The following is a 13,322-nucleotide window of genomic DNA, read 5'->3' as shown; positions in this document are numbered from 1 at the left end:
TCTGCTCCAGATACTTTATCTGAGACAGAATTTCTTCTTTAGTTAGGCTTTTGATAGTCATAATTTTCTTCTATTTAAAAGTTATGATTTATCGGCAACCGTTTTATAGAATATTTTCGCTAAACCAAATAGGCAGAGATAAGCTTGTTGATACAATGCCATGGCCATGAAAACACCTAATCTAATTGAAAGCCCTTGTCAGTAAATTAATTAATAACCTAAAAGTGATTCCAAATAACTCGCTTGCCATTTAAATCACTGCAAAGATACAACAAAAAACATGTTATACAACATATTTTTGATAGATTTTTGTATAATGGAATAGAATAAGTCTATAAACAGAAGAGTAAAGTGGTAATTCGTGGCAAATTTTGTTAAATCAATTATCCTGATGCAAGGTTTCCCTACTTTCAGGATTTAATGTTATAGAATGAGAGAAAAATAGAAACTGTATCACAATTTATTAATATTAAAGTTATGAAGATCATAAAACCACTTTTATTGACAGGAGGTATTCTGGGTTTCCTCCTTTTATTTCAATCATGCCTGGACGATGATTCGGACAACACCTACTGGCCAAGCGCCCTTGTGACCGTCAAGTCGGCGGACAATGACGCCGTCTATTTCCAATTGGATGACAAAACCACGTTACTGCCTGTGAACCTGACGAAACATCCCTACGATTCCAAAGAGGTCCGCGCATTGGTAAATTACAAGGAAGTCAATGATGCCAGCGGGATATACGACAGAGCCGTCCAAGTAAACTGGATCGACAGTATCCGCACAAAACCGATGGTGCCTGATTTGGGAGACGAAAACGATACTGAATATGGAAATGACCCGATAGAAATCATCAATGACTGGGTGACAATTGTGGAAGACGGCTACCTGACCTTGCGCTTCAGTACAATATGGGGAGGGTACAGGAATAAGATCCATTATATCAACCTCCTTGAAAGCCCCGATCCTGAGAAACCCTATGAAGTAGAACTCAGGCATGATGCTTCCGGTGACGTACATGGAAGGATGGGTGATGCTTTGATAGCATTTAAACTGGATAAACTACCTGATACGGGTGGAAAAACAGTGAAATTGAAACTAAAATGGAACTCATTCAGTGGAGAGAAATCGGTAGAATTTAATTATAACTCCCGCGCTTCATCACCTGCCGGATCTGACATGGCATCCAAAAGAAGTGAGATTAACGTTGAGTAGCGACGAATATAATGGATCCCATAAAGTCAAAACAACGGGGCATCTAACTGAATATAAAATAAAAATCTTTTTTTACGCTCAGAATAATGAGGAGGTTGTACCTTTGTGAAATGGTACAACCTTTGGTTTAGAAAGTTTTTGAGGCCAATGCTAGAGGAGAAAGATAAGGAGCAAGAACTATTGAAAAAGATCTTATCTGGCGATATCATTGCTATGAAAGAGTTCTATAATAATTATTCTGGGTATCTTACCACAGTATGCTCTCGTTATATCTCTAACAGGGCCGATGTAAAGGATATTTTACAAGAAAGTTTCATAAAAATATTCAAGTCAATATCCAAGTTCACATATAAAGGAGCAGGATCATTAAAAGCATGGAGTGGCCGTATCGTGGTCAATGAATCATTAAAGTTTCTCAAAGAGAATGAGAGGTTGAATATTATCAATAGTCCGATATGGGATTTACCGGACATCAGTGAAGAAGAAGCTGACCTTGAACAAATTCCGGCATCCGTCATATTGGAAATGATCCGCGCTCTTCCGACAGGATACAGGACAGTGTTCAACCTGTATATTTTTGAAGAGAAAAGCCATAAAGAAATTGCATCGATATTGAACATTACAGAAAACACCTCGGCATCACAGTTACACAGAGCCAAAAGCTTATTAATGAAGCAGATTAATGAATACAAGTCTTTAAAAGAATGAAGTCATGAATAATCAATGGTCCGATAATCTGCGTAGAAAAATGGAAGTTCATGAAGAACCTTCTCCCAACGGATTATGGGAAGATATTGAGCAGATAGTCTCCAAAGGAGTTTCTCTTCAAGGCGGGAAACGCCCTGTTCAATCTCTTCCCGGGCAAAATACGATGCTCTTATGGGGCAAACGGATTGGTGCGGTAGCCGCTATCCTGGTAGTCCTGTTTTTTATTGGAGATTTTTTTCTCAAAGAAAACACCCCACACTCTCCTGTAACTATCCAAGGGCCTGATGAAACGAGACACAAGCGGGAGAACAGCCTATCCATAGATCAGAACAACAAGGAAATCCTCTTCACAGAAGCGGCAAAAGGGCAGCATGAATATCTTGCTCCTGAAAACAATACCGTAACTTTCTCAGCATTGCCCCCTGCAACATCTGTAGACAAAAAAAAGAATGATTCCCCTCAGGATAAGAAAAAGGACGAGATTAATAAGGAAGGGGACGAGCCCAACAAGAGTGACCTAAGCGAACACCCCGAAAAAAAATCCGACATAGCAGAAAAAAACACCGATATATATTCCGCATCAAGAGACCGGAATCACGATTATCAGATGCCGGAATCCACCACTCATTATCCGATCATTACACGGCAGAACAAAACTGCAAGATGGCAAACAAGTCTTTACACATCAAATACCTCTTCAGGCTCTTCAAAGACATACAATGGTTACAGAAGTTTTTTGTCGGAAAAGATTACTGTAAAAGAAGGAAATGCATCGCCTCTTTTAATAAAAAATCCGTATGAAGGGATTATGATTGCCAATAAACAGAATATGGTCTATACAGATGCGAAACATCGGCAGCCCGTGACAATAGGAGCCTCCATAAAATATAATTTCGACGACAAATGGAGTATTACAAGCGGATTAACGTACACCTTGTTATCTTCCGAAATCCGTTCTGGCAGCGACAATTATTATTATTTTAGTGAGCAAACCCTACACAATATTGGCATTCCACTGGACATTCATTATAATCTCTGGAGGGGTAGAAATGCATCCATTTATCTGTCAGGAGGAGGTATGATGGAAAAGAATGTTGCCGGCAAGTTAGTTACGGATTATGTCGTAAACGGCAAACTCGACTCCACAGAAAAAGATCACATATCCCTAAACCGGTTGCAATGGTCGGTCAACACCTCGGCAGGTGTTGAATACAATCTTTTTTCAAAGATAGGGCTGTATGCAGAGCCAGGGATAACCTATTATTTTGAGAATGGGGACGGAATAGAGACAATATATAAGGAGAAGCCTCTCAATTTTAATCTTAGGGTGGGTCTTCGTTTTTCATTGAGCGAATAGTCTCTTGGATGGAAAAATCCATATCGATATTACCCTTTATAAGTCCCGGCCGACGGGGTCATTCTTATTTTAGTTTATTTATTTTTCCCTACCTTCATTTTGTGCACACTTTCACCCGTCAGTTCAATCTGGTGTGCCGAGTGCACGATCCTGTCGAGGATGGTATCTGCCACTGTTGGATACCGGTACCTGAGAGGTAACCAGGATGGATTTTCTTCCGTGACGGTCTTCAATGATATCCAGCGGGATTGCCCGTTCTTTAGCGTCAAGGGGCACCAGAAAGAGGTCGTCAAGGATGAGCAACGGGAATCATTCTATCTTTCGGAGTTCGGCCCCGATTATTCCTTTAGCTTTTGCTACTCTCAGAGCATCCAGTAGTTTTGACGCATTTGCATAGAAGATACGTATACCGGATTTGCAGGCCTGGTATCCCAATGCAGTAGACAGGAAACTTTTGCCGGTACCGGATGAGCCGGTGATGAACAGGTTCTGAGCCTTCCGGATGAACTTGAGGGAGCCAGGCATTCCATCTGGTTGCGGGACAGTTCAAAGGCACCGCTTATGCCTTTTATTCCCATTGCGTAGCAACGGAGAACATTTTTTAATTTTATCATTGTATTCTCGGTTTTATACCGTCGGCCAGAACGGATCTGAAATTACATAAAAAATGGCTGAGAGGGTCAGTGCCGACTGGGGAGCGGGGTCACTACGCTATGGATTTTCCACCTTGTACTTAAATTGAAATTTACAGACTAAAGAAAAAGCATTTATAGTGGGCAATTACTACATTCCACCTTACATTTGCAGATTAACACATCTTTTTTCTTTAACACTATTAAAACAAATCATATGAATAATTCAAATCCAACGGGAACTGGATGTCCCGTATTACCCCTTTTCAGGGAAATCGCCCACAACATGAAAGAAAAAGGCAACCGGCATACAGCTGCGAATTATGAAAGTTTTATCAATAAACTGGCCCTATTTTTAGATGAGGAACAAGAATTGTTCCCTTTACACAAAATCAATAAAGAGTGGATTAATCACTATATCCAGTGGCTTCATGACAAGCACCCTCAAAAAACCCAAACCGTGGATTTTTATTTCAGAGGACTACGAACTTTGTACAACAAGGCGGTCAGGAAAGAGGGTGTAGGTGAAATCCCTATCATGAATCCATTCTGTGGTTTACATATAAAAAAAACACCGGTCCCTAAGCGAGCTCTTCCGGCGAAAATACTGAAACGACTGCTCGACCCCGAATTAAAAACACGACTGACCGAAAGCCGAACAAAATCACTCGACATCTTACTCTTCAGCCTCTATTGCAGGGGAATGGTCTTTCACGACATGTACAACCTCACTTGGGATATGGTCTCTAACGACTGGCAAGCCCAGTACTGCCGGAGCAAAACCGGCCGGTACATACGTCTCTATATTCCTTGAGAAGGGCAGGAAATCATGCTACACTATCAACAACCGGGTAACCTATATGTATTCCCTTTCCTCAGGGAAAAAGCAAACGGACGTTTTCTCTGCGAAAAATCAGCGTTACGACGTGTCAACAGACATCTTAATGGAATAGGCAAGCTACTGGATCTTCCCTGCAAACTCACCACCTATGTCATACGCCACACCTGGGCCACATTGATGCTCGAAGCCGGAAAACCCGTCGAGGTAATCAGCCAGTCATTGGGGCACACATCCATAAAAACTACCCAAATTTATCTCTCTTCAATTTCAACCGCAAAGATTGACAACGATGTGAACGATATGCTGAACCGCTTCGTCCGTCAAAACAAACATAAACGCAAAAAAGGTGGATACAGGGCAAAAAATCTTTCACCCGTATATCAGGAATCGGAAATTATAAAACAAATGAAAAATAATCCGGAAATCAAAAAGACTTTTTCTATAAAAGAAAGAGACTTTTTTAAAACCACACACTATCTGGCGCAAAGGTACTTATATTTTTTTAAAAACAAACGAAACATATCATAATTGCCCCTATTGTGTATTTTTTCCACATATTTCTCTTTCTCTCTTATTACAAATTTCATCCTGAGCGACTGTTTATTAGCCATATATACTAAAACACACATATATTTAAACTGAATATATTTTCAAAATTTTGTCTCTTTCTTTTATAGAAAGAGATAAAAAATATTTTAAGAAATAAAAAAAAACGGTTATCAGGTAAATAGGCAAATAAAAATGGACGTGAATGGAAAAATAAGGGAAGAAGAGGAGAGCAAGTACCTACTTACCGATGTGGCATCCTGCATCTTCACCTTTTCCAACGGGATGAAAAGCAAAATAACTACATCTCCCGACAAAGAGGTCGTTCTCCTGAAACTGTTTCCTCGCACATCAAAATCAAAACGGTTTGAAGATAGCATCCTTAGTAACTATCTATTCTCCAAGACCATAACAGAATTATCAAAAATGTGTGGATATGACTGTTTAAAGACATTTACACGCCATTTCAAAAAATGTTTTGGGGAAACGCCTTACAAATGGATGCTCGACCGTAAAATGGAAGAGATACAACCGCTTGTACTTAAGTCGGACTTCACCATTACCGAGATATCCAGAATGTATGGTTTCAACAACGTATCGCATTTAGTGAGCAAATACACCAAGAAATTCGGTGTTTCTCCACAAAAAGACAGACTTTCTAAAAAAGCGATATGACCATCACTCTTGTGAATATCCTCATAAAGGTACACTGCTTAAAACAAGCAAATTAGCATATTAATTAATAAATACATTATGCATAAGATCAGTCAGAAGTTTTTTCTGCTCATTTTGGCGCTGGCGGCATCCCTTCCGGGAGCTTTCGCGCAAAAGGTGGCTATTAAAAACAATCTTCTCTATGATGCCACCGCCACTCCCAACCTGGCTCTGGAAATGGCATTGAGCCGCAAGATGACCCTTGAATTGGGCGCCGGCGTAAACCCTTTCACCTTTTCCGACAACAAGAAGTTCAAGCACTGGCTGGTGCAGCCCGAGCTGCGCTGGTGGAGCTGCGACGTGTTCAACGGGCATTTCTTTGGAGTGCACGCCCACGGGGCACAGTTCAACGTGGGCGGGTGGGACATCCCTATCGGGAGGCTCGACAAATTCAAGGACAACCGCTACGAAGGCTACCTCTACGGGGGCGGAATCAGTTACGGTTACCAGTGGCTGCTTAGCCCCCGCTGGAACCTGGAGGCCGGCATCGGCGGCGGTTATGCGCGCATCCATTACGACAAGTTCCCCTGCGCCAAATGCGGTACCAAGCAGGACGATGGCAAATACAACTACTGGGGCGTGACCAAGGCGGCCATATCATTAATTTACATCATCAAATAAGAGAGTGGAAATGAAGACAAAGAATATCATATATCTTATCATCGCATTCTTTACGGCTGTCCCGGGGGTTTATGCCCAGGACGCGCAACTATCAGGTATCACCATAGAGAACGAAACAGCGGTAAAGCAAGGCGACCGGGTCTCCGTCTCGTTCGACATCACGTTCGACGCGCTCAAGGTGAAACGCAACAACATGCTGGTACTCACACCCCTGCTCAAATCCAACAGGAACAGCCACGAAAGCCTCATCCTCGCCCCCGTGGTGGTCGCCGGAAAGAAACGCGTCAAGGTGCTGCGCCGCAAAAGCGCGCTGGGTGAACCGCTTACGTTGGGAGGCACTCCTGTGGAGGTGGTGACCCGCAAGAACCGCACGGGGCAATCGGTGCATTACAATATAGCTATTCCCTACCGCGCCTGGATGCAGGACGCCTCGCTCTCATTGGTGCATGAGGTGTCGGGCTGTGCCGACTGCAACACCCTGCTCGGCGAGCAGTTGCTGGTGGACAACCTCTTTCCCGCACCCTACCAACCGGTGTACCGCCTCACCTATATCATGCCCGAAGTAGAGGATAAGGTACGGAGCGACCGGCATACCGCCACCTTCAACTTCGTGGTGGACCGCTGGGAACTGCGCCGCGACTATAAGGACAACGCCGCCAAGTTCAACGAGGTGGATAAGGTGGTGAACGATATCCGCAATAACCCCGACCTAGAGATTACCGAGTTCACCATCGACGGCTACGCCTCACCCGAGGGAAGCGCGCCACACAACAGGATGTTGGCGGAGAACCGCGCCAAGTCGTTTGCCGACTACCTGGTATCCAAATTCAACATCGGCCGCAACCGTTTCACGGTATCCGGCCATGGCGAGGACTGGGAAGGACTGCGCGAAGCGGTATCCGGCTCCAACATAGCCGACCGCCAGGCGATCCTCGGCATCATCGACCGGATATCCAATCCCGACGTGCGTGACGCCGAACTGAAGAAACTCTCGGGCGGGGAGACCTATCGCACGCTGCTCAACAGCTACTACCCGCCGCTGCGCCGTACCGAATACATGGTGGCCTACAACGTGCGCGGTTTCGACGTGGACGAGGCGAAAGAAATCATCAAGACCAATCCCAAGCTGTTAAGCCTGAACGAAATGTATCTGCTGGCACAGAGTTACCCAGTGGAAAGCACGGAGTTCAGTGAGGTGTTCGACATTGCCGTGCGGCTCTATCCCGACAGCGACATCGCCATCCTCAACTCCGCCTCGGCCGATATCGAGGGAGGCAATATGGACGGTGCCATTACAAGGATGAACAAGATCAGCGACAACCCTAAGGTGTGGAATAACCTCGGCGTGGCGTATGCCCGCAAGGGCGACTTCAACAAGGCGAAGGAATATTTTGAAAAAGCTACCGCAGAAGGTGACAACGACGCCCGCGCCAACCTGGAGGAGCTGCGTAAGGTGACTGTAAACGATTAAACAACAGAGAGATTACAATAACAATTTAAAAAACCAATTTTATTCATTATTAATTTTCAGAACATGAGAAAATTTAGCAAATTATTTTTAGCGACCGTGGTAGCCCTCGGAATGGGGTTCACGGCATGTAACAGCGACGATGTGCCTACGGCTCCGTCATCTGTGGATGGTGATTCCTGGGCAAGCATCACGGTCAAGTTTCCCGCCGGAGCAACCTTGAAAGCATCGTTGCCGGGTGATTACAATGAAAAGGGAACCTATACGGGACGGGACGTGATTGAAACGGTAGATGTGTTTCTGGTAAACGCCGGAACCGGAACAGTGAACTACAACTCGTTTACCAAAAGTTCTTTTGAAAGCATTAATACTGATGGAGTATTGAAACCCAACCTGGCGTTGACCGCCACCGCAGGGGAGAATATCAAGGTATATGCAGTCATCAACGGGAATGGCGATATCTTAAACACGTTGAAGGGAGCCGGAGCTGCAGGTTTTGCCGCAGCATTTGCCGGTGAGGCAACCAAGAACGCGGCAGACGTGGCCACGTTCATTAGCGCAGACAAGAAAGAAAAAATCATGATGACCAACGACAAGGACGACTATACCATAAATGTAGTGTCCGGAATCACGAAAGATGATGCTATAGCAGGTACTGCTAACCATGTGCAGGTAAACGTGGACCGCGTGGTATCGCGTGCCATGTTGACGGTTGAAACTGCTGCAGATTCAAAGTGGCCGGTAAAAGCTACAATTGGTGGCACCGAAACAGAGATCGCTACCGTCACCGGCGTTACTTATGCCGTTGGACAGAGCAACAAAAAATTCTATATTATGAAAAAGAGCGATTATCAGGTACCTGCTCCGGTGTATACTTACACACCCGGTGCAGATTGGGCAACCGAAGCGAATACGATGTTTGATTATAGCGGCCTTGCCAGTTTCACCGAGGTGACGCAATACACCTATGAAGCGGCTTTGACCGGACTTCCCGACCTTCTCGACGCGGAAGCGACCAGTAAATTCGTATTGCCGGTAAACCATGCGGTGGATAAAACACCTACAGAAGCAAGAACTTCTTACAAAAAAGGAAACACTTCCTATATGGAGATCCGTGCAACGTTTGTTCCACTGAAAATTGATGGTAATGATTATGACGGTGAACCAAAAACCGTTTACTTAGGTGCCAATGACAGCAAGTTTTATAGCACAAGGGAATTGGCCGAAGCTGAAGGACAACAAGCCACCGAATACAAAGACGGTGTGATGAAGTATGTGATCTGGTTGAATCCCAATAGTCTGGTGGCAACTCCTGATGAACCCAACCCGATGGTTTCGCCCACTGTCCGCAATCAAGTTTACCATGCCCATATTAACGCTTTCACCGCCATGGGCGTGCCCAACAACCCGTTGAACCCCGGTCAGCCCGGCGATCCCGATGATCCTGACAATCCCGAAATACCCGGCGATCCCGATGATCCAAACAATCCGAAAAATCCTATCGATCCCGAAGATCCATTGAAGACCGATGTCACCTACCTTTCCGTATCGGTAAAAGTACTGCCTTGGACAATGCACTCCTATGGCATCAACTTAGGTGAAGACATCTATTGATAAGAGATTATTTCCACATTATCCGGAGGAAGAAATTCCTCTTCCTCCGGATTTTTTTAAGCAAACAACAATTTTTTTTCAAAAACGCAACGAATGATGAATGTACGAAACAAGATATTGATAACGCTGTTCGCGTTGGGAACAATTTTCTGGGGTTGCGACTCTCTGATCTATGATGATCTGGCCGATTGTCCCCAAGGTGTATATGTGAAATTCTACTCAATGACACCTTGTGCCACAGATTCAACGTTCTTGGGGAGCGTACCCTCGCTCACCCTGTTCGCGTTTGATGAAAATGACAGGCTGGTTACTTCCGTCACGCAAAGCAATGTAACGTTGAGCCGCGACTATGAAGTGCTGATGCCCGTATCCGACGGCAGTTTCACTTTTATCGGCTGGGCAGGCGTCAACGACAAGTTCACGGTTTCATCGTTTACCAACGGCACCACCACCAAAAAGGATGTAATGCTCAAGTTGAACGCCACTTCCGGTGTGGCGGCCAGTCTGGAGGACTCTCAATTGTGGCAGGGCGAAAGCCCCGCCGTGTACCTGCCCGACCCGGCGAAGTACGGCACACTCTACAAGCACACCTCCATCAATCTGAGGGAAATAACCAACCGGGTAAAAGTAATTGCCGAGTTCGACAAACTCACAATGAAAGATTATGACACGAAAGCGCTTCATGTGGAAGTCTCATCGGCCAACGGCACATTACGGATAGACGGATCGATGCCGATCAACGAAACCGCGTTGACCTATCCCTTTGCCGGACCGGCGTATGCCGACAACCTGGTCACCTGGGACTACTCCACGCTGGCATTGAAAACAGGCTATAACAATAAATTGCATATTTTTTATACCGGCAACAAGGAAGAAGGTGAGACAGTCTTCAACGGCGACCTGATTGCCATGATCCTGTTAGCGGCACAAAACGGGAAAGCAAACCTCGACTGCGACAATGATTTCACCATCAAAGTGCTTATCAAGGATTATTGCGTGGAATGCTGGGAAAACAATCCCGCTTTCAGCTGTTCCATCTATGTGAACGACTGGCTGATACACAGCTACCAAACAGACTTGTAATTTGGAGGTTTTTCCGGATTCCCTCCCGGGAGAGAATGGATTGGAAACTGTAAACGACGAAAAAAAATAGAATATGAGTAATAGATCAATATATAGTATTATCCTGCTTCTGGCTGTCATACTGCCGTTTACCGCCTGCGAATCATTTATTCATGACCAGCCGGGTGAAGAGCCAACAGGTGAAGCAGCAAAGGTCTACCTCTCGGTGAGCATACAGGCCGCGCGCACAGGCGGACTAAGGACGATCAACGAGTATGCGAATTTCGAAGACCGTGTCCACGACCTTGCCTTGCTCGTCTTTGATGCCGGCTCCGGGGAAAAAGTAGGCCAGTTTTTTGGAGAAGGCATAGCCAAAGAGAGGACCAACTATACTTTCACTGTGGAACTGACACCCGGGCAACGCGATTTCTATTTTGTGGCGAATATGCCCATGGCAGATTTAAAAGATATGGATACCAAAAACAAGATGGATACCTATCTGAAAACCTTTACAGAGGGGACTTTCAATCGTGACTTGGATACCGCTCTCTATGTGGGTGCGACCGACACGGAAGGCTTCCCCATGTCACGGGTGTATACCAACCAGGAGGTGACACGGGGCGGAACTGCCATGCAACCCAAACCTTTCTTGCCGGTACCTGTAGCGGGGCAACCTGTCGAGGATGTGGTAAGGCTGATCCGTGTGGTAGCCAAGCTGGAGGTCGATTTTGAAGAAAATATCGACAAGATTGCGAATGTCTATTACAAGAACGCGTTCCGGCAGTTCAGCCTGATGGCACCGGAAGCACTGTCTTATACGCCTGTAGTCTATTATACGGTCTCTCCCCCAAATTCAAAAGGTAATCCACTCAAGCCTATGGGTAATACTTTTGTATATTATATGCCCGAAGCACTGATGGATAACCCCGTATGGAGCGCGACCGGACACCAGCCGGTGAACTATTTTGTCATCGAGACCGTCGATGGCACACTCTTCAATATTCCGATCATCACCAATAATCAATTGGATATACCCGATGGCAACTATATGAAATTTGCCACCGGCAATGCAACCACGCAACCCGACTATAATATTTACCGCAACCACCATTACTATTATACGGTGACTAATCTGGAAAATATCGAAATCAACTACGAGGTAAACCCGTGGAACCAGGTCACAAAAAAACTCTATATGGGCTATGGCTATTACGTGGAGGTGGATGAGGAGACCGGGACAGCAAAAATAACCAACACGGTAGATGCGTGTGCTCCTCACAAAGTGAGGTTAGTAGGAAAGAATGGCACGAAGATCAATGGGGCAGATACCTATACTTTTGAGGATGACACCCCCGGGGCGTCATCTCCTGAACTTGATTTGACCGGGATGCCTCAATCCGGCGCATATCTGGAAGTCTATTATAATCAGGAAGAGGGCGACACTCATCCGGTACACACTTTTAGCAAATAAGAACCTGTGAAGATGAAAAAAACAGCATATATATCCGCCGCCTTGTCATTGAGCCTGCTCTTTGCCGCATGCAACAGCGGGCAGGAGATACCGCAACCGGCCGGTCAACAGGTGGAAATAGTGTTCAGTATGGATAACTATACAAAAGTGGTCACCTCCACGAAGAGTGTGTCTACCTCACAGACCCGTGCGAGCGAAGCGGTGGGATCCGAAAAAGAGAACATAATCACAGATTTGAACCTGTTCTTGTTTGACACGAACGGCCAAAATCCAAAATCCTATTATTTCGACACCTCTACAACAACCTCCGGGACATGGACACATAGTACCGCTGACAGGAAAGGCAACATAAAACTCAACCTTACGCAGGCCGAAGCCGGTAAACGGCGCGTCTACATTGTGGCCAACTATGGTTCGGTATTGAGTCCATCAACTATCGACGATTTAAAAGGAGTGTCCCGTTCAACCGATACCCCCTGGTCTACCACCCTTGCCACACCGATATTGATGTCGGGGGACAAAGAACATAATTTTATCACGAACCGTGTACTGGGTGGCGACACTGACGAGCCTGTCCATCTGACCCGTGTTCTCGCCAAGCTGGAATTGAACATCAAACTTAAGAAGGAACATCAAAGTAAACCCGTCATTCAAGAGGGCGTTCCCAATGAACTGGTTCCCAAGCACCAGTACCATTACGCTTTTTTGAATTTTGAAAAGGAAACCCATCTATTGAGTCTCAACAACAAAACGACCAATAATCTGGCTCACGAGGTGCTTGATCCAATCATACTCAAAGAGGTTGACAGCCGCCTTTGGAAACAATGGACTGCTGATGTCAACGGAATAACATCTTATACAACAAACGGGGATGGTGAAGTGATACACATGACGCTGACCACTTATCTGAATGAAAGGGCATTCCCCGATCCCCGCTCTTTTATCGGGTTATGGATACCTTACAATGGTGCGGTGCCTCCGCCGGAATTCGGCCCCGACCTTACCGGAATATATCTCCCGCAATTGAAACGCAACCACTGGTATGTGTATGATGTGGAGATTTAGAGGTAATA

12 protein-coding genes and 1 pseudogene are annotated in these 13,322 nt (G+C 45.4%); 12 read left to right on the top strand and 1 reads right to left on the bottom strand.

Going from position 1 to position 13,322, the window contains the following annotated elements:
* Window positions 1-477 precede the first annotated feature (477 nt).
* The 3 genes from B4G81_RS04375 (at window position 478) to B4G81_RS04365 (ending at window position 3,280) form a co-directional block, all read left to right on the top strand.
* Window positions 478-1,215: a NigD-like protein gene (locus B4G81_RS04375; RefSeq protein WP_294080498.1), complete on the top strand. Its 738-nt coding sequence runs from the start codon at window positions 478-480 to the stop codon at window positions 1,213-1,215.
* Between the two features lie 147 nt (window positions 1,216-1,362).
* Window positions 1,363-1,923 carry an RNA polymerase sigma factor gene (locus B4G81_RS04370; protein WP_294080527.1) on the top strand — a complete coding sequence of 187 codons (561 nt, stop codon included), beginning with the start codon at window positions 1,363-1,365 and terminating at the stop codon, window positions 1,921-1,923.
* A 4-nt stretch (window positions 1,924-1,927) separates the two neighbouring features.
* On the top strand, window positions 1,928-3,280 hold the full coding sequence (locus B4G81_RS04365; RefSeq protein ID WP_294080496.1) for a porin family protein: 1,353 nt from the start codon (window positions 1,928-1,930) through the stop codon (window positions 3,278-3,280).
* Between the two features lie 74 nt (window positions 3,281-3,354).
* Here B4G81_RS04365 and B4G81_RS04360 read toward each other — a convergent pair.
* A pseudogene (locus tag B4G81_RS04360) lies at window positions 3,355-3,825 on the bottom strand (ATP-binding protein); the annotation flags it as partial.
* A gap of 304 nt (window positions 3,826-4,129) precedes the next feature.
* Here B4G81_RS04360 and B4G81_RS04355 point away from each other — a divergent pair.
* The 9 genes from B4G81_RS04355 to B4G81_RS04315 all read left to right on the top strand — a co-directional run bounded on the left by B4G81_RS04355 (window position 4,130) and on the right by B4G81_RS04315 (window position 13,314).
* Window positions 4,130-4,726 (top strand): site-specific integrase, encoded by a 597-nt coding sequence (locus B4G81_RS04355; protein ID WP_294080492.1) that lies wholly within the window; start codon window positions 4,130-4,132, stop codon window positions 4,724-4,726.
* Window positions 4,727-4,741: 15 nt separating this feature from the next.
* Window positions 4,742-5,281: a tyrosine-type recombinase/integrase gene (locus B4G81_RS04350; protein WP_294080490.1), complete on the top strand. Its 540-nt coding sequence runs from the start codon at window positions 4,742-4,744 to the stop codon at window positions 5,279-5,281.
* A 213-nt stretch (window positions 5,282-5,494) separates the two neighbouring features.
* Complete coding sequence (locus B4G81_RS04345; protein WP_294080488.1) at window positions 5,495-5,974, top strand: AraC family transcriptional regulator; 480 nt, start codon at window positions 5,495-5,497, stop codon at window positions 5,972-5,974.
* A gap of 78 nt (window positions 5,975-6,052) precedes the next feature.
* Window positions 6,053-6,634 (top strand): DUF3575 domain-containing protein, encoded by a 582-nt coding sequence (locus B4G81_RS04340; protein WP_294080486.1) that lies wholly within the window; start codon window positions 6,053-6,055, stop codon window positions 6,632-6,634.
* A 10-nt stretch (window positions 6,635-6,644) separates the two neighbouring features.
* Window positions 6,645-8,105 carry a DUF3868 domain-containing protein gene (locus B4G81_RS04335; protein ID WP_294080484.1) on the top strand — a complete coding sequence of 487 codons (1,461 nt, stop codon included), beginning with the start codon at window positions 6,645-6,647 and terminating at the stop codon, window positions 8,103-8,105.
* A gap of 63 nt (window positions 8,106-8,168) precedes the next feature.
* Entirely contained in the window at window positions 8,169-9,716 is a 1,548-nt protein-coding gene (locus B4G81_RS04330; RefSeq protein ID WP_294080482.1) for an Mfa1 family fimbria major subunit, read from the top strand.
* 93 nt (window positions 9,717-9,809) lie between these two features.
* On the top strand, window positions 9,810-10,799 hold the full coding sequence (locus B4G81_RS04325) for a FimB/Mfa2 family fimbrial subunit (protein ID WP_294080480.1): 990 nt from the start codon (window positions 9,810-9,812) through the stop codon (window positions 10,797-10,799).
* 73 nt (window positions 10,800-10,872) lie between these two features.
* The gene (locus B4G81_RS04320; RefSeq protein WP_294080478.1) at window positions 10,873-12,249 is read left to right on the top strand and encodes a fimbrial protein; all 1,377 of its coding nucleotides are present in this window, start codon (window positions 10,873-10,875) and stop codon (window positions 12,247-12,249) included.
* A gap of 12 nt (window positions 12,250-12,261) precedes the next feature.
* Window positions 12,262-13,314 carry a fimbrial protein gene (locus B4G81_RS04315; RefSeq protein WP_294080476.1) on the top strand — a complete coding sequence of 351 codons (1,053 nt, stop codon included), beginning with the start codon at window positions 12,262-12,264 and terminating at the stop codon, window positions 13,312-13,314.
* Window positions 13,315-13,322: the final 8 nt, after the last annotated feature.

The organism is Proteiniphilum sp. UBA5384 (genome assembly GCF_002410825.1).
GTDB lineage: Bacteria > Bacteroidota > Bacteroidia > Bacteroidales > Dysgonomonadaceae > Proteiniphilum.
The sequence above is the reverse complement of the archived record's forward strand: the minus strand, read 5'-3'. Positions and strand labels throughout refer to the sequence as shown.